Origin of the sequence: Pseudomonas sp. B21-054, assembly GCF_026016345.1 — a bacterium.
In the GTDB taxonomy this organism is placed as follows: domain Bacteria; phylum Pseudomonadota; class Gammaproteobacteria; order Pseudomonadales; family Pseudomonadaceae; genus Aquipseudomonas.
In genome coordinates this window covers 2,083,946-2,110,448 of the sequence record NZ_CP087204.1, presented here as the reverse complement: position 1 = coordinate 2,110,448, position 26,503 = coordinate 2,083,946, and the positions used below count along the sequence as shown (strand labels likewise).

At 61.8% G+C, this 26,503-nt stretch carries 22 protein-coding genes and 1 pseudogene; 9 read left to right on the top strand and 14 right to left on the bottom strand.

Translation table 11 applies throughout. The features are described 5' to 3' along the window. Position 1: 1 nt before the first annotated feature. The 7 genes and pseudogenes from LOY70_RS09385 to cobA all read left to right on the top strand — a co-directional run bounded on the left by LOY70_RS09385 (position 2) and on the right by cobA (position 10,582). Positions 2-577, top strand: coding sequence for an ANTAR domain-containing response regulator (locus LOY70_RS09385; RefSeq protein ID WP_025212689.1), 576 nt, complete (start codon positions 2-4; stop codon positions 575-577). 403 nt (positions 578-980) lie between these two features. Further along, positions 981-2,192 carry a nitrate/nitrite transporter gene (locus tag LOY70_RS09380; RefSeq protein ID WP_025212688.1) on the top strand — a complete coding sequence of 404 codons (1,212 nt, stop codon included), beginning with the start codon at positions 981-983 and terminating at the stop codon, positions 2,190-2,192. A gap of 9 nt (positions 2,193-2,201) precedes the next feature. Next, a complete protein-coding gene (locus LOY70_RS09375) occupies positions 2,202-3,875 on the top strand; it encodes a bifunctional protein-serine/threonine kinase/phosphatase (protein WP_265035736.1) in 1,674 nt (557 codons plus the stop codon). A gap of 454 nt (positions 3,876-4,329) precedes the next feature. After that, positions 4,330-6,783 (top strand): nitrite reductase large subunit NirB, encoded by a 2,454-nt coding sequence (gene nirB / locus LOY70_RS09370; RefSeq protein ID WP_265035734.1) that lies wholly within the window; start codon positions 4,330-4,332, stop codon positions 6,781-6,783. Next, positions 6,780-7,098: pseudogene (nirD, locus tag LOY70_RS09365) on the top strand (nitrite reductase small subunit NirD). Before nirB ends, nirD begins: the two are co-directional and overlap by 4 nt. Further along, a complete protein-coding gene (locus LOY70_RS09360) occupies positions 7,098-9,815 on the top strand; it encodes a nitrate reductase (RefSeq protein WP_265035732.1) in 2,718 nt (905 codons plus the stop codon). The pseudogene nirD and the gene LOY70_RS09360 overlap by 1 nt, the downstream one beginning before the upstream one ends. Before the next feature lie 11 nt (positions 9,816-9,826). Beyond that, entirely contained in the window at positions 9,827-10,582 is a 756-nt protein-coding gene (gene cobA, locus LOY70_RS09355; protein ID WP_265035730.1) for a uroporphyrinogen-III C-methyltransferase, read from the top strand. Between the two features lie 199 nt (positions 10,583-10,781). On the opposite strand, the gene LOY70_RS09350 is transcribed toward cobA, so the two are convergent. The 8 genes from LOY70_RS09350 to ppsA all read right to left on the bottom strand — a co-directional run bounded on the left by LOY70_RS09350 (position 10,782) and on the right by ppsA (position 18,835). Next, complete coding sequence (locus tag LOY70_RS09350) at positions 10,782-11,816, bottom strand: OmpA family protein (RefSeq protein WP_265035729.1); 1,035 nt, start codon at positions 11,814-11,816, stop codon at positions 10,782-10,784. Between the two features lie 107 nt (positions 11,817-11,923). Beyond that, positions 11,924-12,514: an RNA polymerase sigma factor SigX gene (gene sigX, locus LOY70_RS09345; RefSeq protein WP_025212681.1), complete on the bottom strand. Its 591-nt coding sequence runs from the start codon at positions 12,512-12,514 to the stop codon at positions 11,924-11,926. A gap of 91 nt (positions 12,515-12,605) precedes the next feature. Further along, entirely contained in the window at positions 12,606-13,430 is an 825-nt protein-coding gene (locus tag LOY70_RS09340; RefSeq protein WP_025212680.1) for a mechanosensitive ion channel family protein, read from the bottom strand. 2 nt (positions 13,431-13,432) lie between these two features. Further along, positions 13,433-13,678, bottom strand: coding sequence for a hypothetical protein (locus LOY70_RS09335; RefSeq protein WP_025212679.1), 246 nt, complete (start codon positions 13,676-13,678; stop codon positions 13,433-13,435). Positions 13,679-13,742: 64 nt separating this feature from the next. Then, a complete protein-coding gene (locus LOY70_RS09330) occupies positions 13,743-14,738 on the bottom strand; it encodes a zinc transporter ZntB (protein WP_123342011.1) in 996 nt (331 codons plus the stop codon). 25 nt (positions 14,739-14,763) lie between these two features. Continuing rightward, entirely contained in the window at positions 14,764-15,255 is a 492-nt protein-coding gene (gene rraA, locus LOY70_RS09325; protein WP_123342012.1) for a ribonuclease E activity regulator RraA, read from the bottom strand. Positions 15,256-15,381: 126 nt separating this feature from the next. Beyond that, positions 15,382-16,371, bottom strand: coding sequence for a lysophospholipase (locus LOY70_RS09320; RefSeq protein WP_265035724.1), 990 nt, complete (start codon positions 16,369-16,371; stop codon positions 15,382-15,384). An 88-nt stretch (positions 16,372-16,459) separates the two neighbouring features. Further along, the gene (ppsA, locus tag LOY70_RS09315) at positions 16,460-18,835 is read right to left on the bottom strand and encodes a phosphoenolpyruvate synthase (RefSeq protein WP_265035722.1); all 2,376 of its coding nucleotides are present in this window, start codon (positions 18,833-18,835) and stop codon (positions 16,460-16,462) included. Positions 18,836-19,011: 176 nt separating this feature from the next. On the opposite strand from ppsA, the gene LOY70_RS09310 reads away from it, so the two are divergent. Further along, positions 19,012-19,830 carry a pyruvate, water dikinase regulatory protein gene (locus LOY70_RS09310; protein ID WP_014337326.1) on the top strand — a complete coding sequence of 273 codons (819 nt, stop codon included), beginning with the start codon at positions 19,012-19,014 and terminating at the stop codon, positions 19,828-19,830. A gap of 133 nt (positions 19,831-19,963) precedes the next feature. On the opposite strand, the gene LOY70_RS09305 is transcribed toward LOY70_RS09310, so the two are convergent. Continuing rightward, positions 19,964-20,809, bottom strand: a complete 846-nt coding sequence (locus tag LOY70_RS09305; RefSeq protein WP_265035715.1) for a type 1 glutamine amidotransferase domain-containing protein — start codon at positions 20,807-20,809, stop codon at positions 19,964-19,966. A gap of 103 nt (positions 20,810-20,912) precedes the next feature. Between LOY70_RS09305 and LOY70_RS09300 the strand changes: the two genes are divergently transcribed. Continuing rightward, positions 20,913-21,809, top strand: coding sequence for a LysR family transcriptional regulator (locus LOY70_RS09300; RefSeq protein ID WP_265035713.1), 897 nt, complete (start codon positions 20,913-20,915; stop codon positions 21,807-21,809). 187 nt (positions 21,810-21,996) lie between these two features. Here LOY70_RS09300 and LOY70_RS09295 read toward each other — a convergent pair whose 3' ends face one another. The 5 genes from LOY70_RS09295 to LOY70_RS09275 all read right to left on the bottom strand — a co-directional run bounded on the left by LOY70_RS09295 (position 21,997) and on the right by LOY70_RS09275 (position 26,473). Then, positions 21,997-22,224: an MbtH family protein gene (locus LOY70_RS09295; RefSeq protein ID WP_265035712.1), complete on the bottom strand. Its 228-nt coding sequence runs from the start codon at positions 22,222-22,224 to the stop codon at positions 21,997-21,999. Between the two features lie 84 nt (positions 22,225-22,308). Then, positions 22,309-23,721 (bottom strand): aspartate aminotransferase family protein, encoded by a 1,413-nt coding sequence (locus LOY70_RS09290; RefSeq protein WP_265035710.1) that lies wholly within the window; start codon positions 23,719-23,721, stop codon positions 22,309-22,311. Positions 23,722-23,823: 102 nt separating this feature from the next. Beyond that, on the bottom strand, positions 23,824-24,345 hold the full coding sequence (locus LOY70_RS09285; RefSeq protein ID WP_265035708.1) for a GNAT family N-acetyltransferase: 522 nt from the start codon (positions 24,343-24,345) through the stop codon (positions 23,824-23,826). Between the two features lie 125 nt (positions 24,346-24,470). After that, entirely contained in the window at positions 24,471-25,796 is a 1,326-nt protein-coding gene (locus LOY70_RS09280) for an ATP-binding protein (RefSeq protein ID WP_265035706.1), read from the bottom strand. Beyond that, positions 25,793-26,473: a response regulator gene (locus LOY70_RS09275; RefSeq protein ID WP_025212669.1), complete on the bottom strand. Its 681-nt coding sequence runs from the start codon at positions 26,471-26,473 to the stop codon at positions 25,793-25,795. The genes LOY70_RS09280 and LOY70_RS09275 overlap by 4 nt, the downstream gene beginning before the upstream one ends. Between the last annotated feature and the right edge of the window lie 30 nt (positions 26,474-26,503).

Here is a 26,503-nt window from a genome sequence, read left to right as displayed (position 1 = left end):
CATGCTGCGTATCCTGCTGATCAACGACACCGCGAAAAAAGTCGGCCGCCTCAAAGCCGCCCTGATTGAAGCCGGATTCGAAGTCATCGACGAATCCGGATTGACCATCGACCTGCCGGCACGCGTCGAAACGGTGCGTCCGGACGTGATCCTGATCGATACCGAGTCACCCGGACGTGATGTCATGGAGCAAGTGGTGCTGGTCAGTCGCGACCAGCCACGACCGATCGTCATGTTTACCGACGAGCACGACCCGGATGTCATGCGCCAGGCGATCAAGTCAGGCGTCAGCGCCTACATCGTCGAAGGCATCCACGCCGCACGCCTGCAACCGATCCTCGACGTAGCCATGGCCCGCTTCGAAAGCGACCAGGCCCTGCGCGCCCAGCTCCTGGCCCGCGACCAGCAACTGGCCGAGCGCAAGCGCATCGAACTGGCCAAGGGCATGCTGATGAAGATGAAGGAGTGCAATGAAGAACAGGCCTACACCCTAATGCGCCGCCAAGCCATGAGCCGCCAGCAGAAGCTGATCCAGGTGGCGGAACAGATCATTGCCATGAACGAGTTGCTGGGCTGAAGGCCTTGTAGCGCCTGGCCTGGCGCCATCGCGAGCAAGCTCCTACAGGCTCTGCGGCCACTGCGGATCCTTTGTGGGAGCGAGCTTGCTCGCGATAGCAATCTAACTTCCTACATCAATATCGACTGACCCACCGTCATCGCGAGCAAGCTCGCTCCCACAGGTTCAGAGGACACCGCCGATTCCTGCTGTTGGCACAGATCTCGCTTAAGCAACTGCACAGGTAACCAACGGCGGTTGCCCCACCTACGACAAAGACGTCGCACACCCTCCTTGCCTCTCTGGCGATCCGGGTTGCGGCGTTTTTTTGTTTTGGCCCTTCGGGGCCGGTGGTGCGACCACAGGCGGCGCACTGCTCAAAGCACTGACTCATTTCTCGAGACTTTTACAGCTGAGGTGCGCGATGAATTCAAGCTTCTGGAAATCCGGCCACACCCCGACATTGTTCGCGGCCTTCCTCTACTTCGACCTGAGTTTCATGGTCTGGTACCTGCTCGGTCCCCTGGCGGTACAGATCTCCGCCGACCTGCACCTGACCACCCAGCAACGCGGCCTGATGGTGGCGACGCCGATCCTGGCCGGTGCCGTACTGCGTTTGTTCATGGGCCTGCTGGCCGATCGGATTTCGCCAAAGACCGCCGGCATGGTCGGCCAGGTGATTGTGATCGGTGCGCTGTTCTGCGCCTGGAAACTCGGCATCCACAGCTACGAGCAAGCCCTGTTGCTGGGCCTGTTCCTAGGCGTGGCCGGCGCGTCGTTCGCCGTGGCGTTGCCGCTGGCCTCCCAATGGTATCCGCCACAACACCAGGGCAAGGCCATGGGCATCGCTGGCGCCGGTAACTCGGGCACCGTGCTCGCGGCGTTGATCGCCCCAGTCATGGCGGTGGCCTTCGGTTGGACCAACGTCTTCGGCTTCGCCCTGATCCCGCTGGTGCTGACCCTGGTGCTCTTCGCCTGGCTGGCCAAGAACGCTCCCGAGCGGCCGAAAGCCAAGTCCATGGCCGACTACCTCAAGGCCCTGGGCGATCGTGACAGCTGGTGGTTCATGTTCTTCTACAGCGTGACCTTCGGCGGCTTCATCGGCTTGGCCAGCGCCCTGCCCGGCTACTTCAACGACCAATATGGCCTGAGCCCGGTCACCGCCGGCTACTACACCGCCGCCTGCGTCTTTGGTGGCAGCCTGATGCGGCCCTTGGGCGGTGCCCTGGCGGATCGTTTCGGCGGCATTCGCACCTTGCTGGGCATGTACACCGTGGCGGCGGTCTGCATCGCGGCGGTGGGCTTCAACCTGCCGAGTTCCTATGCGGCCCTGGCCCTGTTCGTCTGCACCATGCTCGGTTTGGGTGCGGGCAACGGTGCGGTGTTCCAGCTGGTGCCACAACGCTTCCGTCGCGAAATCGGCGTGATGACCGGGCTGATCGGCATGGCCGGCGGTATCGGTGGCTTTGCCCTCGCGGCAGGCATGGGTGCGATCAAGCAGAGCACCGGCAGCTATCAACTGGCGCTGTGGTTGTTCGCCAGTCTGGGTGTCCTGGCCTGGTTCGGTCTGCACGGCGTCAAGCGTCGTTGGAGGACCACGTGGGGTTCGGCCGCTGTCACCGCGGCTCGGGTATAAATAGCCTCCATGAGTCTGCAACTGAGTTTCGCCGAAGCCAGTGCCATCGGCCCGCGGGAAGAAAACCAGGACGCCCTGCGCCTGGTCACCCCGGCGCCGGCCCTGGCTGCCAGCAAGGGATACCTGTTCGCCATCGCCGACGGCGTGAGCCAATGCGCCGATGGCGGACTGGCCGCCCGTTCGACCTTGCAGGCCCTGGCCCTGGACTACTACTCCACGCCGCAAACCTGGGGCGTGGCCCAGGCACTGGATCGGCTATTGCTGGCGCAGAATCGCTGGCTGCAGGCCAACGGTGGCGGGCAACCGCTGCTCACCACCGTCAGCGCCCTGGTCCTGCGGGGCCGGCGCTTTACCCTCGCCCATGTCGGCGATTGCCGGGTCTATCGCTGGCATGCCGAGCACCTGCAACGAGTCAGTGAAGACCACGTCTGGGAACAACAGGGCATGCAACATGTGCTCAAGCGTGCCCTGGGGCTGGATCAACACTTGATCCTGGACTTTCTTGACGGCGAACTGCGCACCGACGAAACCTTCGTGCTGCTCAGCGACGGCGTCTGGGCGGTCCTGGGGGACACGGCCATCGCCGGCATTCTTCGGGACCAACCGGACCTGGACCTCGCCGCCCAGACCCTGGTCAATGCCGCGCACTTGGCCGGCAGCCAGGACAACGCCAGCGCCCTGTTGGTGCGGGTCGATGCGCTGGGCGAAGCGAGCATCGGCGATGCGCTGATCCAATTGCAGCAATGGCCCCTACCGCCTGCGCTGAAACCGGGCCAGGTCTTCGAGGGCTGGCAGATCGAAAGCCTCCTCGGCCAGAGTCAGCAATCGTTGCTCTACCGGGTACATGACGGCCAAGGCCAACCCTGGCTGCTGAAAACCCTGCCCGTGCAGCTACGGGACGATACCCGGGCCGGACAGGCCTTGCTCTCGGAAGAGTGGTTTCTCAAGCGGGTCGCCGGGCGGCAGTTTCCCGAGGTCCATGGCGTTCCCCAGCGGCAGCATTTGTACTACGTGATGCGCGAATATCCCGGGGCGACCCTGGCCGAGCTGTTCAACCAGGGCGGGCCGCTGTCCCTGGCGCAATGGCTGGACCTGGCGCAACGGCTGGTGCGGGCGGTGGGCCTGCTGCATCGAAGGCAGATCTACCACCGCGACATCAAGCCGGAAAACCTCCACCTGGGGGACGATGGGGAACTGCGCTTGCTCGACTTCGGCCTGGCCTACTGCCCGGGCCTGTCCGAGGACCAGGCCAACGTATTGCCCGGCACGCCCAGCTACATTGCCCCGGAAGCCTTCGCCGGCACCGCGCCGACCGCGCAGCAGGACCTGTACTCGGTCGGCGTGACTTTGTACTTCCTGCTGACCGGGCACTATCCCTACGGCGAAATCGAAGCATTCCAGCGCCCACGCTTTGGCGTACCGGTCAGTGCCAGTCGCTATCGACCGGACCTGCCTGAATGGCTCGGGCAAAGCCTGGAGCGTGCCGTCGCCGCGGATCCGGAGCACCGCTTTGAAACGGCTGAGGAGTGGTTGTTGCTGCTGGAACAGGGCGAGCGCCGCAGCTTGAGCGTAAGGCCCCGGCCGTTGCTGGAGCGCGAACCGCTGAAGGTCTGGCGGACCTTGGCGCTGGTGTCGCTGGTGGCGAATGTTGTGCTGCTGTTTTTGGTGTTTCACGGCTCATGATTATTGTGGCGAGGGGATTTATCCCCGCTGGGCTGCGCAAGCAGCCCTAAAGCAATGATCTCAATCTTCCTGGCACACCGCGTTGCCTGGCTTGGGGCCACTTGCGCAGCCCAACGGGGATAAATCCCCTCGCCACAGGGCCTAGTTCACTACGCTCCATTACCGGGCAACACGCTTTGATTCGGTGCAATAAATCCGCCTTCACCCTCCCCGCCCCACGCTTCCCCCAATAAATCCGCACCCTCGCGGCACTTGGCACAACCACTGCATAACCTCCCTCACCATACATAAAGCAACGCCTCCAACGATGAAGGCGGTGCTTCCCGAGAGAACGGGACCAGGACAAAGGCGTCCTCGCTAGCTTGCTAGCGGGACGCCTTTTTTTGTTTTCGTAAAAATTGCCGAGCCAGTCCGATCGCCGTGACGAAACGGACCTGGCTTGCGGAGAACCCTGATGAAAAAACTCAAACTGGTAATGATCGGCAACGGCATGGCCGGGGTTCGAACCCTCGAGGAACTGCTCAAGCTGAGCAACGAGCTGTACGACATCACGGTGTTCGGTGCCGAGCCCCACACCAACTACAACCGCATCCTGCTTTCGCCGGTGCTGGCCGGTGAGCAGACCTTCGAAGAGATCGTGCTCAACGACCTGAGCTGGTACCTGGACAACGACATCAAGCTGCTGCTCAACCGCAAAGTGGTGGAGATCGACCGGGTCAAGCGCCGGGTCATCGCCGAAGACGGCAGCGAAGCCGAATACGACCGCCTGCTGATCGCCACCGGCTCCACCCCGTTCATCCTGCCGATTCCCGGCAACACCCTGGACGGCGTGATCGGCTACCGCGACATCGCCGACACCCAGGCGATGATCGACACCGCCAAGACCCACAAGCACGCCGTGGTGATTGGCGGCGGCCTGCTGGGCCTGGAAGCCGCCAATGGCTTGAAGCTGCGGGGCATGGACGTGACCGTGGTGCACTTGGGCGAGTGGCTGCTGGAGCGGCAACTGGACAAGACCAGCGGCCAGCTGCTGCAAACCGCCCTGGAAAACCGTGGCCTGAAATTCCGCCTCAGCGAGCAGACCCAGGCCTTGCACGACGCCGGCAACGGCCGGGTCGGCTCGGTCCAGTTCAAGAATGGCGACATCATCCCCGCCGACCTGGTGGTGATGGCCGCCGGCATCCGCCCCAACACCGAACTGGCGGAAAAATCCGGCATCCCGTGCAACCGTGGGATCCTGGTCAACGACACGATGCAAACCTACGACCCGCGCATCTATGCCATCGGTGAATGCGCCAGCCATCGCGGCACCGCCTACGGTTTGGTCGCACCGTTGTTCGAACAGGCCAAGGTCTGCGCCAACCACCTAGCGCAACTGGGTTTCGCCACTTACAAGGGCTCGGTCACGTCGACCAAGTTGAAAGTCACCGGCATCGACCTGTTCTCCGCCGGGGACTTCATGGGCGGCGAAGGCACCGAGACCATCACCCTTTCCGACCCGATCGGCGGCGTCTACAAAAAGCTGGTGATCAAGGACGACGTGCTGGTCGGTGCCTGCCTCTACGGCGATACGGCGGATGGCGGCTGGTACTTCCGCCAGATCCGTGAAAACCACGCCATCAGCGAGATCCGCGATCACCTGATGTTTGGCGAAAACGCCCTGGGCGACGTCGGCCACCAAGGCCAGGACAAGGCCATGAGCATGGCCGACAGTGCCGAAGTCTGCGGCTGCAACGGCGTGTGCAAGGGCACCATCGTCAAGGCGATCCAGGAACACGGGCTGTTCAGCGTCGATGACGTGAAAAAACACACCAAGGCCGCCAGCTCCTGCGGCTCCTGCGCCGGCCTGGTGGAACAGATCCTGATCAACACCGTCGGCGGCGCGGCGGACGTCAAGCCGAAAAGCGAAAAAGCCATCTGCGGTTGCAGCGACCTCAACCACGGCCAGATCCGCCAGGCGATCCGCGACCAGCACCTGCTGACCATCGCGGGGACCATGAGTTACCTGAACTGGCGCACCCCGAACGGCTGCGCCACCTGCCGTCCGGCGCTGAACTACTACCTGATCTCCACCTGGCCCGGCGAAGCCCAGGACGACCCGCAGTCGCGCCTGATCAACGAACGTGCCCACGCCAACATCCAGAAAGACGGCACCTACTCGGTCGTCCCGCGGATGTGGGGTGGCGTGACCAATCCTTCGGAACTGCGGCGCATTGCCGACGTAGCCGACAAATACAACGTGCCCATGGTCAAGGTCACCGGCGGCCAGCGTATCGACCTGCTGGGCATCAAGAAGCAAGACCTGCCCGGCGTGTGGAAAGACCTCGACATGCCGTCCGGCCACGCCTACGGCAAGTCCATCCGCACCGTGAAGACCTGCGTGGGCAGTGAGTTCTGCCGCTTCGGCACGCAAAACTCGACCCAACTGGGCATTGAGCTGGAGCACGACCTGTTCAACATGTGGTCGCCCCACAAGGTCAAGCTGGCCGTCTCCGGTTGCCCGCGCAACTGCTCGGAGGCCGGCATCAAGGACGTCGGCATCATCGGCGTCGATTCCGGCTGGGAGATGTACATCGGTGGCAACGGCGGGATCAAGACCGAGGTCGCCGAGTTTTTCGTCAAGCTCAAGACCGCCGAAGAAGTGCGCGAATACAACGGCGCCTTCCTGCAGTTGTACCGCGAGGAAGCCTTCTACCTCGAACGCACCGTGCATTACATGCAGCGGGTGGGCATGGAGCACATCAAGAAAGCCGTGCTCGAAGACCCGGACCGGCGCAAGGCCCTTCACGAACGCCTGAAGTTTTCCCTGTCGCTGGAACAGGACCCGTGGAAGCAACGCCTGGAACAACCCCAGCTGAAAAAAGAGTTCGAGGTCATTCCCGTGAAGACTCTGGAGGTGCTGGCATGAACTGGTTGGATATCTGCGCACTGGAAGAGATCAATATCCTCGGTTCGCGCATCATCAATGGCCCCAAAGGCGATATCGCGATTTTTCCGCACCAGCGACGATGAAGTGTTCGCCCTCGATGACCGTTGCCCCCACAAGGGCGGGCCGTTGTCACAAGGCTTGGTCTACGGCAAGCGCGTGGCCTGCCCACTGCACAACTGGCAGATCGACCTGGAAAGCGGCCAGGCCCAGGCCCCGGACGTGGGCTGCGCCCATCATCATTCGGCGCGAGTCGAGAACGGCCGGGTGATGCTGGCCCTGCGGGACGCAAGCTGATGAAGCGCCAGACCACTGCCTCGACCTGCTGTTACTGCGGGGTCGGTTGCGGCGTGCTGATCGAGCATGACGACGAGCGCATCCTCGGCGTCAGTGGCGATCCCGCCCATCCGGCCAACTTTGGCAAACTGTGCAGCAAGGGTTCCACCCTGCACCTGACCGGTGACCTCGCCGCCCGCGCCCTGTACCCCGAACTGCGCCTGGGCAAAGGCCTGGCCCGGGCCCGCACCGACTGGGACAGCGCCCTCGATCACGCCGCCAGTGTCTTCGCCGAGACCCTCGCCGAGCACGGCCCCGACAGCGTGGCGTTCTACATCTCCGGGCAACTGCTGACCGAGGATTACTACGCCTTCAACAAACTCGCCCGGGCGTTGGTGGGCACCAACAACATCGACAGCAATTCCCGGCTGTGCATGTCCTCCGCCGTGGTGGGCTACAAGCGCAGCCTCGGCGCCGACGCCCCGCCCTGCAGCTATGAAGACCTGGAGCTGAGCGACTGCGTGATGATCGTCGGCAGTAACATGGCCTACGCGCACCCCATCCTGTTTCGCCGCCTCGAAGAAGCCAAATCCCGCCGGCCGCAGATGAAGATCATCGTCATCGACCCCCGGCGCACCGACACTTGCGATCTGGCGGACCTGCACCTGGCGATCCTGCCGGGTACCGATGTCGCCTTGTTCCATGGGATTTTGCACCTGCTGCTGTGGGAAGACTGGGTCGACCGCGACTTCATCAAGGCCCACACCGAAGGTTTGGCGGACCTGAAAAACCTGGTGCGCGACTACACGCCGGCCATGGTCGCCCAGTTGTGCGGTATCAGCGTCGAGCAACTGCATCAGTGCGCCGAATGGGTCGGCACGTCGCCGAGTTTCCTGTCGCTGTGGTGCATGGGCTTGAACCAGTCCACCGCTGGCAGCGCCAAGAACAGCGCATTGATCAATTTGCATCTGGCCACCGGGCAAATCGGCCGGCCGGGTGCGGGACCTTTCTCACTGACCGGCCAGCCCAATGCCATGGGCGGACGGGAAACCGGCAGCCTGTCGAACCTGCTGCCAGGCCATCGCGAAGCAGCCAACCCGGAGCATCGCGCCGAAGTCGCCCGTTACTGGGGCGTCGAGCAATTGCCCGCCACCACGGGCCTGAGCGCCATCGAGTTGTTCGAGCAGGTTCGCAGCGGCAAAATCAAGGCTTTGTGGATCGCCTGCACCAACCCGGCCCAATCGATGCCAGACCAGACGGCGGTGCGTGAAGCGCTGCAAGCCTGCCCATTCGTGGTGCTGCAGGAGGCTTTCCGGACCACCGAAACCGCCACGTTTGCCGACCTGCTGTTGCCGGCGGCCAGTTGGGGCGAGAAAGAAGGCTCGGTGACCAACTCCGAACGGCGCATTTCCCACGTCCGCCGGGCGATCGGCGCACCGGGCGAAGCGCGGGCGGACTGGGCAATCACCGTGGATTTCGCACAACGCCTGGAGAAGCGCCTGCGGCCGGGCCAGCCCAGCCTGTTCGCCTTTGAAAACCCGGCCCAACTGTTCGATGAGTACAAGCAGTTGACCCGGGGTCGCGACCTGGACTTGTCCGGCATCAGCCATGAACTGATCGATCACCTCGGCCCGCAGCAATGGCCTTTCCCGGACGGCGCGACAGTCGGAACGGCGCGTCTGTACATGGACGGGATTTTTCCCACCGACAGCGGCCGCGCCCGGTTCGTGGCCGACCCGTATCGCGCCGCCAAGGAGCTACGCGACGCCCGCTACCCGCTGACCCTCAACACCGGTCGACTGCGTGATCAGTGGCACGGCATGAGCCGTACCGGCACCGCCGCGCAATTGTTCGGCCATGTGAACGAAGCCGTACTCAGCCTGCATCCCGACGAACTGCAGCGCCATCGCCTGCAAGCCGGCGACCTGGTGAGCCTCAAAAGCCGCCGCGGCGCCGTGATCGTGGCGGTGGAAAGTGACGAAAGCGTGCGCCCCGGCCAAGCGTTCCTGCCCATGCACTGGGGCGACCGGTTTCTCAAGGGCGGGGTCAACACCCTGACCCAACCGGCCTTCGACCCTCTGTCGAAACAACCGGAACTCAAACACAGCGGCGTACGCCTGGATCCGGTGAGCCTGCCCTGGCAGCTTTTCGCCTTGATCGAAGGCGATGTTCAACAGCATTTGGAGACGCTACGACCGCTGTGTGAGGCGTTTGCCTACGCCAGCCTGAGTCTGACCGGTCGTGAACGTCCTGCATTGCTGATTCGCGCTGCCAGCGCCGTTGCACCCGAACCGCAACTGCTCCAGGCGATTGACGAGCAATTGGGGCTGATCGATGGCCCGGTTCTGGCCTATGACGATCCACGGCGCTCCATCGGTAAACGGGTGCGCATCGAAAACGGTCGCATCACCGCCATCCGCCTGGCCGGCGAAACCCTGGCCCGGCACTGGTTGCAGAACCTGTGGCAGGAAGGTCGTGCCGATGAGCAATTGCGCCGTTGGCTGCTGGCGCCTTTGAGCGCGCCGCCGGGCAACGCCAGCTCCTCGCTCAAAGGCAGCAAAACACTGTGCAACTGCATGAACGTCAGCCAGCGTGCGGTCTGCGCGGGCATTGAACGTGGCCTGGATCTGCAGGGGTTGAAAAAGGAACTGGGTTGCGGCACGCAATGCGGCTCCTGTGTACCGGAAATCAAGCGCCTGCTGGTTGCCACTGCGCAACCGGTGGCCGTTATCTCGTGAGGAAAAACACTATGAACGCAAAAGTCTGGCTGGTGGGTGCGGGTCCCGGTGACCCTGAATTATTGACCCTCAAAGCCGTGCGCGCCTTGGGCGAGGCCGACGTGGTGCTGATCGACGATCTGGTCAATGGCGCCGTGCTTGAGCATTGCCCCGCCGCACGCATCATTGCCGTGGGTAAACGCGGCGGATGCCGGTCCACGCCGCAAGCTTTTATCCATCGCCTGATGCTGCGTTATGCCCACCAGGGTAAATGCGTGGTGCGTCTCAAAGGCGGCGACCCGTGCATCTTCGGCCGGGGAGGTGAAGAGGCGCAGTGGTTGCGTGAGCATGGCGTCGAAGTGGAGCTGGTCAATGGCATCACCGCGGGGCTTGCAGGCGCCACCCAGTGCGATATTCCGCTGACCCTGCGCGGGATTGCCCGTGGCGTGACACTGGTGACCGCCCACACCCAGGACGGCAGCAGCCTGAACTGGCAAGCCCTGGCCCAAAGCGGTACGACGCTGGTGGTGTACATGGGCGTGGCGAAACTGAGTGAAATCCGCGAGCAACTCCTGGCCGGTGGCCTGGCGGCGGACACCCCGGTGGCGATGATTGAAAACGCTTCCCTGCCCCACCAGCGTGACTGCCGCAGCGACCTGGCCTCGATGGAAGCCGATGCCAGTGCGTTCCACCTCAAGAGCCCGGCCATCCTGGTGATTGGGGCGGTGGCAGCGGCCGCTGAACTTGCAGGATCGCAGCCTGCGTGGGTCCAGGCTTCAGCGCTGTAACAAACAACATCGAACCTGTGGGAGCGAGCTTGCTCGCGATGGCGGCGTATCAGTCAACATCAAGGATGTAGACCCACCGCTATCGCGAGCAAGCTCGCTCCCACAGGTTTTGCTTTGCCTGACACATCCTCCATCTCCCATAAATCGCAGGCAAAGAAAAGCCCGGCCTAAGCCGGGCTTTTCTACAGCTTCGGGCTAATTACTTGCCTTGAGCTTCAACTGTCGCTTCTACGCGACGGTTAACTGCACGACCAGCTTCAGTGGCGTTGTCGGCAACTGGGCGGGATTCGCCGTAGCCAACAGACTGAACGCGGGACGATTCAACACCGTACTGGTTGGTCAGAACTTGCTTAACGGCGTTTGCACGACGCTCAGACAGTTTCTGGTTGTAAGCGTCAGGACCGACGGAGTCAGTGTGACCTTCAACAGTAGTGCTGGTGGATGGGTACTGCTTCATGAAGTCAGCCAGGTTCTTGATGTCGCCGTAGCTGTTAGGCTTGACGACCGACTTGTCGAAGTCGAACTTGACGTCCAGCTCAACACGTACAACTTCGGCAACTGCTGGGCAGCCATCAGCGTCAACGGTTACGTTGGCTGGGGTGTCAGGGCACTTGTCGACGTTGTCGCACACGCCATCGTTGTCGCTGTCGGAGCAGACTTCAGCCGGAGCTGGAACTGGAGCAGCAGCAGGCTTGGAGCCGCCACCGAAGTTCACACCGATACCGACGCTTGGCGCCCACTCGGTGTCGCCTTGGTCGATGTTGTACTGAGCTTCAACGCCTGCACGGGCGTAGAAGTTCTCGGTGAAATACAGCTTGGCGCCGCCACCAACGTTGGCGAAGGTGGAACGGTTACGACCGTTGCTGCCATTCTGGTCGATGCTCTGGTCGGAGAAACCGGCAGAGACGTAAGGACGCAGCATGTCACCTGGGTTGTTGAAGTGGTACAGAGCGTCCAGAGCGGTGTTGGCGCCCTTGACGTTCGTGCCGTCGTCGGTACGTGCGTTGTGCACTTCGTCGTAGGCCAGACGCAGTTCAACGTCGTCGGTCAGGAAGTAACCAACCGAACCGCCGAACAGGTTGCCGTTGTTCTTGAAGTTACGAGCGCTGTCGAATTGCTCTTTCTTAGCGAAGCCTTCGATTTCAACTGCGCCTTGGCCTTGTGCCAGAGCGCCGAACGAAGTGGCAGCAATAAGAGAACCAATGGCAAAGCCCAAGGTGTTTTTCAGTTTCATCCGTTAAATCCCCATCTGGTGATTGTGAAGCAGTCCCGCAAACCGGGGGACAACTCGGCGGCAAGTCTATCAGAACTTGCCTACACGTAAGAGATATTTGCGCCAAACTAAGTTTCAGCAATGCCTGCAAATTTCTCACGCAATTTGTCAAGAGCGCGCTTGTAACGCATTTTTGTCGCGCTCAAACCCATGTGCATTATGTCTGCGATCTCTTGGAATTCCAGTTCTGCGACAAATCGTAGCACCAGAATTTCCCGGTCGATCGGATTCACATAGACCAGCCAGCGATCGAGTCCACCCTTTTCCTCGGGTTTGGGCGCCTTTTCTTCAGACGCTTCCTCGAGAGGGTCCAGGCTCAAAGCGTCCATCAAGCGACGCTTTCGCCGTTCCTTGCGATACTGCGTGATGCATTCGTTGTACGTGATGCTGTAGAGCCAGGTTTTGAACTTCGATTTCCCCTCGAAGTTCTTCAGGCCATACAGCACCTTCAACATCACCTCCTGACAGACATCGTCAGCGTCGCGATCGTTCCCCAGATACCGTGCACAAACGTTAAATAATGTTCTCTGGTAACGCCGCATCAACTCTTCGTAAGCGCGTGTTACGTGGAACAGCTCCGTATGCGCGCGCGCGACCAACTCCTCATCGGAGAGATCACGGGGGTCGTAGCGCGTAGATAGCGATTGGGGTTTGTTCAAAACAAGTCGGGCCGACAGTCTAGGTCAATGTGCGCCGCAGCCTGCGATAACGGGCATTTTGCGGCGGCATACATTAGCAGGGTTTGCCGGGTTAGCGGCTACTCACATGCTGCTCCAGCAGGATCCGATTGGAGAGCGACACCAGTTCGCCCTCCTCGGTCAGCAATGTGGTCTTCACCGTGCCGATCTCTTCGATCTGGCCTTCGACCTCGCCAACACGCACTTGTTGCCCAACCTCATACAGCTCACGCACATAGATTCCCGCAAGAATCTGACCGGCGATTTCCCGGCTTCCCAATCCCATTGCCAGCGCAACCGCCAGACCAACGGTAATCAATACGATCACAATCACATGGTTAAGCAGGTCAGTCTTGACCTCCAACTGGCTGATCGCGACCGAAATACTGATGATGATCACCAGGCCCTGGGCAATCCTGCCCAAACCCTGGGCGTAATCCAGCCCTACGCCCTCGGCCGCACCGCGCACCAGCCCATTGGCCAGTTGCGCCAGCAGAACGCCAACCAGCAGCACCAGCGCCGCCCCGAAAACCTTCGGCAGATACAGCGCAAGCATATCGAGCGTAGCTGAAACTCGCTCAAGTCCAAGGGACTCAGCCGCGGAAACCAGAAAAATCAGCAAGACGAACCAATAGACGATCTTGCCGATCAGGGTCGAAATCGGTACCTGGATGCCGCCCCGGGACAGCAGCTTGGTCAGGCCGGTGCCGCCCATCAAGCGGTCGAGCCCCAGTTTGGCGAGCAACTTGGAAAGCAGCGTGTCCAGCAGCTTGGCGACGACGAAACCCAACAACAGCACGACCAGCGCGCCAAAAAGGTTGGGGATAAAGTTAGCCACTTTGGTCCACAACGCAGTCATTGCCGTGACGAGGCTCTGGGTCCAGAGATTCAGTTCCATATTCAATCAGCCTTATCAGCGGTGCGAGTAACAGGTTTACGACGGGACACCGGCGAGACGTGGGCCGACCCGTTATTCAAGGCGATCATCAGCGCGGGCAGCCAGCGGCCCAGCAGGCTGAACAGATCGCCGGCGCCGACCTGGCGGTTGGCGGTTTTCAGTACACGCCCCAGACATGCGTCGTCGTCCCGGCTGGATGGCGAAGCCCTGAGCATGTCGCGCAAAGACTGTTCGAACGGATCGTGCATACGCACCTCTCGTGATGTCTGTGGGAGACGCGGTCAAATTTCGTCGGGTCACATGAAGACTTCTTCACACCCAGCGCAAACGGCGGAATAACCACCACTGCCCCAGCGCCACGCAGACCATCAGCAGGCAGGCGACCAGGAAGCCGTAAGCGCTATCGGAGAACGGAATACCGCCGACGTTAATGCCCAAAAGGCCGGTGAGAAAACTCATCGGCAGGAAAATCCCGGTGATGATGCCAAAGCGGTACATGGTGCGGTTCATACGCACCGAAAGACGCCGGTCTTCGGCCTCCAGCACAAGCCCCACGCGCTCTCGGGTCAATTCCAGCTCCTCGAGGTAACGGGTCAGGCTGTTGTTCAATTCATTCCAATAGTCGCCGTCGTCGTCGACGAACCATGGCAATTTAAGCCGTGTCATCTGACCGAAAATATCCCGCTGTGGTGCCAGGAATCGCTTCAGCCCGGCCGCCCGTCGACGGATATGCAAAATGGCATCGTGCTCGGGAGTATACCGTTCGTCAGTATCGAGCTTCTCCTCCTCGCCGTCGACGATTTCAGAGAGGCAGGTAACCAAGTCCTGCACCTTATTGGTGAGGTACTGCGCCATATAAAGGATGAGTTCCGACGTGCTTTTCGGCCCCTTGCCCTCGGCCAGTTGCGCCAGCAGCTCATCGGTAGCGCGCAGTGGACGCAGGCGCAGGGAGATCACGCGCTGGGCGGACGCAAAGATCCGCACCGACACCATGTCTTCCGGCTCGGCGCCCGGGTTGAGGTTGATCCCCCGCAGGAACAGCAGCAGTTCGGCATTGGGCAATGGCAACAGCCGCGGCCGGGTGTTCTCTTCGAGCAGCAGGTCGCAGTTGAATTCGCTCAGGCCACTGGATTTGCGCAGCCAGGTATGGGTTTGCGGATGACTGCGATCCCAGTGCAGCCACAGGCTTTCGTGCGCCTGGAGCTGCAAATCGTCGAGTTCGGTCCGGGCTATGGAACGCGCGCCGCCTTTACCGTCCAGCACCAGGGCATGCACCAGCCCCCATTGCGCGTTTTCTTCCTCGAACATCCTCATCCCTTATGACTGTGGCACTTCATTCAGGCATTTTCAGCGGGCTTGGCGAGACGATCACGCCATTGTTGTCCGCATAGACATACTCGCCCGGACGAAACGTCACGCCGGCAAAGGTCACCGGCACATTGAGCTCGCCGACGCCACGCCGGTCGGTTTTCATCGGATGGCTGGCCAGTGCCTGGACCCCGAGGTCCGTCTGGGCGATGACGTCGACGTCGCGGATGCAACCGTAGATCACCAGCCCTTCCCAGCCGTTTTTCGCGGCTTTTTCCGCCAACATGTCGCCCAGCAGTGCCCGACGCAGGGAGCCACCACCATCGACCACCAACACCTTGCCGTTGCCCTGGAGTTCAACCTGCTCCTTGACCCGCGAGTTGTCCTCGAAGCACTTGATGGTCACGATTTCGCCGCCGAAGGAATCGCGGCCGCCGAAATTGCTGAACATCGGCTCCAACACCTGCACCAACTCCGGGTAGGCGTCGCACAGGTCGGGCGTGAGGTAATGGTTCATCGAACAACTCCTGTAGGGCTTGAACGTCAGGTTGAATGAACAACCGTTTATGACCGTAACAGCGCAACGCGTCATATCTTAGCCGCAAGCCGACCAGAGCGAAATGCCCCTGTCAGAGCCTTTCGCTCAAACCGCCTCGGCCAGGACCGGCAGATTTTCCAGCAACGGCGCGTGCTGATCCTCCAGCCAACGCGCCACCAGAGGCCAGACCTCCGTGTGCGCGGCTTTGCTGACCAGCATTTCGACATGGCCGAAATCGTCACTGAAACCGTGCTTGCGGCCGAGGCAGACAAACTGTTTGTGCTCGGAACCGATCTGCTCGAAGAGTTTGCGGCAGGCCCAGGTCGGGTCCTGGTGATCAGCCACTGCACTCACCGCCAGCACCGGCACTTGCACATCGGCCAGGCCCGCCCACCAGTTCTTCTCGGCATCGCCGAAACGCCCGAACAGGCCGTACCAACGCATGCTCTCCAAGGCCAGGCCGATGGGCTCGTCCTCGGGGCCGCGCTTGAGCCTTGCGCCGGATAATTGGGCAAAGCGTTTGAGAATGAAGCGGCCACTCCATTCCACCGGAGGGATCTTCAGCGGCCAGTAGGTGCGGCTGACCTGGGTGCCAAAAAATGCCGCCGACGCCACGGCAGGCTCGCCCAGGTAGTGGCCGCCCAAGGCTGCCGCCAGGGTGATGCCGCCCAGGGAATGGCCGATCCAGTGCGGCACTTGCCCGCTCTGCTCGCGCACGAAGGCACCGATGGCCGGCAAGTCGTAACGGGCGTAATCGGCCACGCGATTGTTGCGGTAGCCCTGGTTGCGCTGGGACAACCCATGGCCGCGCATTTCGGGGATCCAGACATCGAAGCCCAGGCGTGTCAGGTACGCCCCCAGGCCCAAACCCTTGGGCGAATACCAGAAGCGCCGGTTGGAAAAGCTGCCATGCAACAGGATCACGGGAACGCCACGGGTTTGGGTGGCGTCGGCCATGCCCAGCCGGGTGACGGCCAATTCGACGCTGTAGTCCGGGCTGTTGCCGGGTTTCAAGCGATAGACGTCTTCGCTCAGATCGCCGCGCCGCTCGGCGCTGATCAGGGCGACAGGAAAAAGGTTGCTGCTGCTTTGCATAATGCTCTTGCACAAAAAAGGGCGGCATCCATCAGGAGCCCGCCCTACTTCAATCAAAAGGGGCCGTGTGACCGGCCCCTTCACTCGATCAGACCGCTGCCTGACCCTCAGCCAGGAAGAACCAGGTTTCCAGCACGGAGTCCGGGTTCAACGAAACGCTTTCGATGCCCTGCTCCATCAGCCACTTGGCCAGATCCGGGTGGTCCGAAGGGCCCTGGCCGCAGATGCCGATGTACTTGCCGGCCTTGTTGCAGGCGGCGATGGCATTGGCCAGCAGCTTCTTGACCGCCGGGTTCCGCTCATCGAACAGGTGAGCGATGATCCCGGAATCGCGGTCCAGGCCCAGGGTCAACTGGGTCAGGTCGTTGGAGCCGATGGAGAAACCGTCGAAGAACTCGAGGAACTCTTCTGCCAGGATCGCGTTGGACGGCAGCTCGCACATCATGATCACGCGCAGGCCATTGTCGCCACGGGCCAGGCCGTTTTCCGCCAACAGATCGACGACCTGGCTCGCTTCGCCCAGGGTACGGACGAAGGGCACCATGATCTCGACGTTGGTCAGGCCCATCTCGTTACGCACGCGCTTGAGGGCGCGGCACTCGAGCTCGAAGCAGTCACGGAAAGCCTCGCTGATGTAACGCGAAGCGCCGCGGAAGCCCAGCATCGGGTTTTCTTCTTCCGGCTCGTAGAGCTTGCCGCCGATCAGATTGGCGTATTCGTTGGACTTGAAGTCCGACAGGCGCACGATGACCTTTTTCGGCCAGAACGCCGCCGCCAGGGTGCTGATACCTTCCACCAGCTTCTCGACGTAGAAACCGACCGGATCGTCGTAGCCGGCAATGCGCTTGTCGACGCTGTCCTTGATCTCCGACGGCAGGCCGTCGTAGTTCAACAGCGCCTTGGGGTGCACGCCGATCATGCGGTTGATGATGAACTCCAGGCGGGCCAGGCCCACACCGGCGTTCGGCAATTGGGCGAAGTCAAAGGCACGGTCCGGGTTGCCGACGTTCATCATGATCTTGAACGGCAGGTCCGGCATGGCGTCCACGGAGTTCTTCTTGATGTCGAAGCCCAGTTCGCCTTCGAAGATGTAGCCGGTATCACCTTCGGCGCAGGAAACAGTCACGCCTTGGCCGTCCTTGAGCAGTTGGGTGGCGTTGCCGCAACCCACCACGGCCGGGATACCCAGTTCACGGGCGATGATCGCCGCGTGGCAAGTGCGCCCGCCACGGTTGGTGACAATGGCGCTGGCGCGCTTCATCACCGGTTCCCAGTCCGGGTCGGTCATATCGGAAACCAGTACGTCGCCGGCCTGGACCTTGTCCATCTCCGAGACGTCCTTGATGATCCGTACCTTGCCGGCGCCGATGCGCTGGCCGATGGCACGGCCTTCCACCAGCACGGTGCCGGTTTCCTTGAGCAGGTAGCGCTCCATGACGTTGGCCTGGGTGCGGCTCTTCACGGTTTCCGGACGGGCCTGCACGATGTACAGCTTGCCGTCGTCACCGTCCTTGGCCCATTCGATGTCCATCGGGCACTTGTAGTGCTTCTCGATGATCATCGCCTGCTTGGCCAACTCGCTGACTTCGGCGTCGCTCAGGCAAAAACGCGCGCGCTCGGCCTTGTCCACGTCGACGGTCTTCACCGAACGACCGGCCTTGGCTTCGTCGCCGTAGATCATCTTGATGGCCTTGCTGCCCAGGTTGCGGCGCAGGATGGCCGGGCGACCGGCTTCCAACGTGCCTTTATGGACGTAGAACTCATCCGGGTTCACCGCGCCCTGGACCACGGTTTCACCCAGGCCGTAGGCGCCGGTGATGAACACCACGTCACGGAAACCCGACTCGGTGTCGAGGGTGAACATCACACCGGCAGTGCCGGTTTCGGAGCGGACCATGCGCTGCACACCAGCGGACAAGGCGACCAGCTTATGGTCAAAGCCCTGGTGAACACGGTAGGAAATGGCACGGTCGTTAAAAAGAGAGGCAAAGACTTCCTTGGCCGCGCGGATGACGTTTTCCACGCCACGAATGTTCAGGAAGGTTTCCTGCTGGCCGGCGAAGGAGGCGTCCGGCAGGTCTTCGGCGGTGGCCGAGGAACGCACGGCGACGGCGATATCGGGATTGCCTTCGGACAGTTTGGCGAAAGCGGTGCGGATCTCGGCGTTCAGTTTCTCGGGGAACTCGGCTTCCATGATCCATTGACGGATCTGGGCGCCGGTCTTGGCCAGGGCGTTGACGTCATCGACGTCCAAGGCATCGAGCGCTTCGTGGATCTGCTGGTTCAGCCCACTCAGTTCCAGGAAATCACGATAAGCCTGAGCGGTCGTGGCGAAGCCACCTGGCACCGATACGCCGGCACCGGCGAGGTTACTGATCATCTCGCCCAGGGATGCGTTCTTGCCCCCCACATGCTCTACATCATGGACGCCGAGCTTATCGAGGGAAACTACGTACTCTACCAAGGTGATCTCTCCACTAACTGTGTTGGAAAAGCTCAAGGCACCGACGGCTCCAGGGGAGCGATTGTCGGCGATATGGCCTGGACCTGGAAAATAAGTGAGAATGCGGGCCACTGGCGGCCAGCAAATCGCGCCTATCATATCCAAGAATCGTTACTAGCTTAAGGCCCAAGGCACAAATGAAACGATCTGCTTTTTTTATCTCCGACGGCACCGGCATCACGGCCGAAACGCTGGGCCAAAGCCTGTTGGCGCAATTCGAAAACATTACCTTCGCCAAGTTCATACGTCCGTACATCGACAACGTCGACAAAGCGCGGGCCATGGTACAGCAAATCAATAAAGCCGCCGAAACCGACGGTTTTCGCCCGATTATCTTCGATACCATCGTCAATCAGGACATCCGTGAGATTCTCGCAACGTCCAATGGTTTCATGATCGACATTTTTTCCACCTTCCTGGCGCCCCTGGAACAGGAACTGAGCGAGCATTCCTCCTACTCGGTCGGCAAGTCCCATTCCATCGGCCACAACTCCAACTACATGGAGCGGATCGAGGCGGTCAACTTCGCGCTGGACAACGATGACGGCGCCCGCACGCATTATTACGACAAGGCCGACCTGATCCTAGTGGGGGTGTCGCGCTGTGGTAAGACGCCGACGTGTCTGTACATGGCGATGCAATTCGGCATCCGCGCGGCCAACTATCCGCTGACCGAAGACGACATGGAGCGCCTGCAACTGCCCAGCGCCCTGCGCGCCCACCAGCACAAGTTGTTCGGCCTGACCATCGACCCGGACCGCCTCACCGCGATCCGCAACGAACGCAAGCCCAACAGCCGTTATTCGAGCTACGCCCAGTGCGAGTTCGAAGTACGCGAGGTGGAAAATCTGTTCCGGCGCGAGAACATACCGCATATCAATTCCACGCATTTTTCCGTGGAAGAGATCTCGGCGAAGATTCTGGTGGAGAAAGGGGTGGAGCGGCGGTTTAAATAACCAGGTGGTGTGCCGGAAAAACCTGTGGGAGCGAGCTTGCTCGCGATTGCGGCGGGTCAGCAAGATCAATGTTGGCTGACACTCCGTCATCGCGAGCAAGCTCGCTCCCACAAGGGATAGGAAGTCTTCCGGCCTATGGTTTCAACCGCTCAACCAACGCCTGCCCCACCGCCAGCGCCGAGGCCGGATTCTGGCCGGTAATCAGTTCCCGATCCGTCACCACATGGGACGTCCACGGCGAGGTGTTGCTACTGTACTGCCCGCCAGCCTGCTGCAACGCGGTCTGAGGGTAGAATTTCATGCTCCCACCGCCCAGCAGCCCCTTGGCCAGTTCCTCTTCCTGATTGCTGATCACGGTCATTTTGTACCCGGCGTAGATCCAATCCGACGGGGCCGAGGCCTGTCTTTTAGCCGTCAACTGGTCGACGAATCCTTGGGCGTTGGGCAATGTCGACAGCAACGCGATCGGTCCGTGGCAGACCAGTGCGGTGGTCTTGCCCTTGCCATGGAAGTGCGTCAACACCCGACCCAGCGGCGCACTGGTGAGCAGGTCCTGCATCGGTGCATGACCGCCGGGGATATACACCGCGTCAAACTGCTCCAGGCCCATCTGTTCGACACGGGCCAGGCTGACCACCGGCGACTCCTGTGTCGAAGTGATCTTCAGTTGCGCCAGCAACGCCTGGTAGCGCTCCAGCTCCGCCACATCGTTGTTGAAATACATCTTGTCCACTGACGACCGGTCCAGCGTCGGCGCCTTGCCTTCCGGGGTGGCGAACGTCACCTGATGGCCGGCGTCCAGCAGGAGCTTGACCGGTTGCAACAGTTCGTTGAGGTAGAACCCAGTGGAGAAGACCTTGCCGTCTTGCAGGTCCAGGTGATTGGCGTCCGACAGGACCACCAGCACATGGTCGGCATGGGCTGCGACGCTGGTGGCCGCCAATGTGGCAGACAGCGCCAGGGTAGTGAGTTTTTTCATGATGACTCCAGGAGGTCTCGATCAAAGATGACCTCACTGTATTGATGTCTTTATCGGCGATAAACTCGCCACCCGGAACATCACTTGGCCTCTGGAGGCAACAATGGCCCGTCGATTCGATTACCTGGCCGATGTGGAGGCCTTTGTCACCGTGGTGGAAAAAGGCACCCTCAGTGCCGGTGCCGTGGCGCTGGGCACCACGCCTTCGGTATTGAGCCGGGCCATTTCCCGCCTCGAAGCCCGGCTCGGCGTACAGCTGCTGCGACGCACCACGCGGCGGCTGAACCTGACCGACGCCGGCACGTTGTACCTGGAACAGTCGCGCTCGGCCTTTGCCCTGATTGACGACGCCGAGCGGCGAATCCAGGGCCAGGACGGTGTCTTGACCGGTCGTGTGCGCTTGAGCGTACCGACCACCTACGGTCATTACCGCCTGCCATCGCTGCTGGCGCGTTTCGCCGAGGCTTACCCGCAAGTTCGGGTCGAGCTGAGTATCACCAACCGCAATGTCGATCTGGTGGCCGAGGGGTATGACCTGGCGATCCGCCTAGGGCCACTGCCGGACAGCGGCTTGGTCGGGCGCAAGCTCGAAGACGCCCGCCTGTGCCTGGTGGCCGCACCGCATTACCTGGAACGTGCCGGAACGCCCCGGCACGTCGATGAACTGACTGGCCACGCCTGCCTGCCCTTCGTAATGCCCAGCAGCGGACGCATCGCTCCCTGGCTGTTTCGCGACAATCATGAAGACCGGGAATGGCTGCCGGCGGGCAATGCGCAGGTGTCCGATGATGTATTGGGCATCGTGTCCCTGGCACAGGCCGGGATGGGGATCTGCCAGACCTATGAATTCATTGTCCGGGAGCGAATCGAGCGCGGGGAACTGGTGGCTTTGCTGGAGGACTTTGGCGGGCGCAGCCGACCCTTTTCAATCATCTACCCGCCCCATCGGCAATTGCCGGCGGCGGCACGGGCGTTGATTGATTTTTTGATCGAGCAATAGCGGGTAACGCCGGCCTCTGTGGGAGCGAGCTTGCTCGCGATTGCGGAGTGTCAGCCGGCATCAATGTTGCCGATCCACCGCTATCGCGAGCAAGCTCGCTCCCACAAGGGTTCTGATGTGGCTGCAAGATTCGTATTCTCCCGCAGCCTTCCTGTGGAAAGCTTTCTTGCTGCCACAGGCTCCTCATTTAGTGGGCCGCAGCCGCCTGCTCTTCCATCTTCTTGCGCAGGCTCAGCGGGCGCATGTCGGTCCAGACTTCTTCGATGTAGGCCAGGCATTCCTTTTTGAATCCGCTTTTGCCAGCGGTGCGCCAGCCTTCGGGAATCGCCTTGTAGTCTGGCCAGATCGAATACTGTTCTTCGTGGTTGACCACGACCTGAAAGACGATGTCCTCGCGGTCGAATACTGAAGTCATGAGTGTTTCTCCATCTATGCTCGAGGTTCGCTGCGACACATGCGCAGCCAGGATATGAAAGGAACGTATGGGGCCAGGGGAAAATTAGCTGTCGACCACGGCGGCCTTCAAGGCTCGTCCGAAAATCTCGGCGACCCGGTCGATTTCTGCCGCGGTAATGATCAGCGGCGGCAGGAAACGCACCACGCCGCCCTGCCGGCCACCCAACTCCAGGATCAGTCCACGCTTGAGGCATTCGCGCTGCAACCGTGGCGCCAGGCCTGCATGCACCGGCGGATGACCAAGGGTGTCCGGCTTGCCTGCCGGGTCCACCAGTTCGACACCGAGCATCAGCCCACGACCACGAATATCGCCCAGTTGCGGGAAATCCCGCTGCAGGATGAGCAAGTGCTCGCGCAAGCGCTCGCCCATGGCAGCGGCGTGGGCCGGCAGGTTGTGCTCCAGCAGATAGCGCATTACCGCAGAACCTGCAGCCATGGCCATTTGATTGCCACGGAAAGTCCCGGCATGGGCCCCTGGCAACCAGGTGTCGAGCCAGTCGCGATAGACCACCACCGCCAGCGGCAGGCTGCCGCCGATGGCTTTGGACAGGACGACAACGTCCGGAATGATCCCGGCATGCTCGAACGCGAACATTTTGCCGGTGCGGCCGAAACCGCTCTGGATTTCGTCGACGATCAGCGCCACGCCGGCCTGCTCGGTAATGCGCCGCAAGCCGCGTAGCCAATCAAGATCGGCCGGGATCACCCCGCCCTCGCCCTGCACCACCTCGACAATCACCGCCGCCGGCAATTGCACACCGGCCTCGGGGTCGTTCAGCAGGTTTTCCAGGTAATGCAGGTTGGCCTTCACGCCCTCGGCACCACCCAACCCGAACGGACAGCGGTAATCGTAGGGGTATGGCATGAATTGCACGCCGTTGCTGAGCAACGCCCCCAAGGGTTTCTTCGGCCCCAGGCTCCCCATCAGGCTCAACGCGCCTTGGCTCATGCCGTGATAACCGCCCTGGAACGACAGCACGGTGCTGCGCCCGGTGGCGGTGCGCACCAGCTTGAGGGCGGCTTCCACCGCGTCGGTGCCGGTGGGGCCACAAAACTGGATCTTCGCCTCGACGGCCAACTGCGCCGGCAACAGGCCGAACAGGTCCTGGACGAAGCGGTCCTTGACCGGCGTGGTCAGGTCCAGGGTATGCAAGGGCAGCTCATCGGCCAGCACCTGCTGGATCGCCTCGATCACCACCGGGTGGTTATGCCCCAGCGCCAGCGTGCCGGCTCCAGCCAGGCAATCGATGAAGGTCCGGCCTTCGACGTCCTCGACATACAACCCCCTGGCGCGCTTGAGGGCCAGGGGAATGCGCCGCGGATAGCTGCGGGCGTTGGACTCTTGCCGATTCTGGCGAACCAGCAGTGGCGACTCATTGAATTGATAGAGCGTCTCGGCCGGGGCGACGTTGACCCGCGCCGGCTGTGCTTCGATAAGGCTGTTGGCGACTGACATCTCTCGACCCCGCAATCCACTGTAAGTAGCGACCCAGATGGCATACCGCGCAGGTGCGTATCCGGTCGGGCGCACGTGCAGGTTTCCTGTTGTGGAAACGCATCAGCGCGGCAAGGATTTACTCTCGGGCCGAACTTTCCCCATGGGCTCGATCAATGGTTTGTGCATTGCAATGACCGTGACGCCGTCGATGACCGAGGCCTCGGCATTTTGTTCGAACCCCAACTGCCGATAGAACGCATGGCTCGTGCTCGTGCTGTCGAGTCGCACCTGGATGACCCCGCGCTCGCGCAGCCACGCCTCGATGTCGCGCACCAGTGCTTGTCCGACGCCACGGCGAAACCACTCCGGTTGCACATAGCAAAACGCGATCCGGCCCTCGACCGAGGCCATGGCAGTGCCCACCGGCCGTCCCTGCAAACGCGCCAGGGTCAGGCGCAACCGAGGATCGGCCAGCCAGGGCCGTACATGAGTGAGGGTGTTACCGCGGACCCAGGCCTCCACGATGCGCAGGTCATTACGGTGTGCGACGGCACAGCCGACCCGGATGGAGCGCTCGGCGATCCGGCTGATGATGCCGGCATCGCTGGGCGTGGCCGTGCAGATTTCGATGAAGGTGTCCATGGCGCGGTTTTCCTCATTCCTTGAGTCAAGCTGAAAAAAACATAGACCCGGACAAGGTGGGCGCGCCAATGGGAAGTTGTAGCTTCAAGCTTCAAGCGCTCCATCTTGTCGCTTGCAGCGGCCCGCTAGCGGGCCCCCACCGGCATCGTCAATTCAACCCGCAGCCCATCCGGGCGGCTGTCGAAATGCAGGCCGCAGCCGCAACGCTGGACGATGGCCTGGACGATCGCCAGCCCCAACCCGCAGCCGGTACTCTGGCCGTTGCGCCAGAAGCGTTGGGTCAGGTGCTGGATATCGTCGGCGGCAATGCCGGGACCGTGGTCACGCACCTGGAAACGCACGCGCTGGCCGATCATCTCCAGGCTCAGCTCCACATCGGTATCGTCCGGCGTATGGCGCAGCGCGTTATCCAATAGGTTGCGCAGGGCGGCGATGGAAAGCACCGCCGGCATCTGCACGGGTGCGTCGGACAGTCCCGGCGATATTTTCAGCTTGATCCGCCGCGAATCACTGCTGGCCGCGTCCTGGATCGCCAGCCGGGCAACCTGCTCGGCGTTGCATTGCACGCCGTCGTCGAACGACAGGCTGCCCTCGACCCGAGCCAGCAGCAACAACTGTTCGAGTGTGCGGTGCAAGCGGTCGGCGCCCTCCTCGGCCCGGGCCAGGGACTGATCGCGGGCGGCGCCTTCGGTCATCCGCGCCACTTGCAGGTGGGTCTTGATGGCGGTCAGTGGGCTACGCAGTTCATGGGCGGCATCGCCGGTCAACCGACGCTCGCGCTCGATGGTCTTGCCAATGCGCTGGAACAGCTGGTTCTGGGTTTCCAGCAGGGGCCGCAGCTCGCTGGGCAGCGGATGGATCTGCAAGGGTTCCAGCGAATCGGCATTGCGCCGCATCAGCGCGTCACGCATGCGATTGAGCGGTGCCAGGCCCTGGCCGATGCCCAGCCAAAGCAAACACAGGCAGCCGAGCAACGCCACGCCAACCGGCACCGAGGCCGCCAGCAGGATCGACATGTTCAAGGCTTCACGTTCAATCTGACGGTCGGCGGTGGTGATGCGCAGATCCCCCCGGGCCAAGGTGAAGCTGCGCCAGGGCGCGCCGTCGATCATCTGGTCGTGAAAGCCCATTTTCTCGGCCTCCAGGGCTTGCTCTGGCGTGCCGTGGCTGCGGGCCAGAATTTCGCCACGCAAGGAGCTGACCTGACAGGCCATGCCGCCGGGAATGCTCAATTGCTCAGCGCTGAAATGCGTGCCTTCGCCCTTGCTGGGCAGTGGTGGCAACTGTTCCAGCAGCCCCGCGACCATGCGCGCCGAGGCCACCAGACGCTGGTCGAGGGAGAACATCATCTGGTTGCGCAGATCGCTGAGCATCCATGCCGCGGCCAAGGCCCAGATCAGGGCGAAGGCCGCGCCGAGGGTCAGGCTCAGGCGCAGTCGCAGGCTCATCACTTCGAAGATTCCCCGCCGTCGGCCGGACCCAGGCGATAACCCAGCCCGCGCACGGTCTCGACGATCCCGTTACCCAGTTTGCGTCGCAGGTGATGGATATGGACGTTGAGGGCGTTGCTTTCCAGCTCGTCATTGAACCCGTAGACACTGTCCTTCAGTTGCTCGGTGGACAGCACCCGGCCACGGTTGTGCAGCAGCGCTTGCAACAGCGACTGCTCCCGACGTGACAAGTCCACCGGCTGGCCGGCCAACGTGGTTTCCCGGCTGCTGGGGTCGTAGGTCAGGCGGCCGTGCTCAATCAGATTGACACTGCGCCCCGCCACCCGCCGCAGCAGCGTGTGCAGGCGCGCCGCGAGTTCGCGCAGGTCGAAGGGCTTGAGCAAATAGTCATCGGCGCCGGCCTGCAGGCCATCGACCCGATCGGTTACCGAATCCCGGGCCGTGAGGATCAACACCGGTATCTCCAGGCCTTGCTGGCGCAGTTGCTTGAGCAATTTCAGGCCGTCCTCGTCGGGCAACCCCAGGTCCAGCACCATGACATCGAACTCGGCCACGCCGACCATCGCCCGCGCCGCCGATGCCGTGGCGACGTGTTCGACGGTCAGGCCCTGGGCCGTGAGCCCGGCAACGATCCCGCTGGCGATCAACTCATCGTCTTCGCAGACCAGTACGTGCATGGTAAGCCTCGTGGAAAAAGGTACATTAGG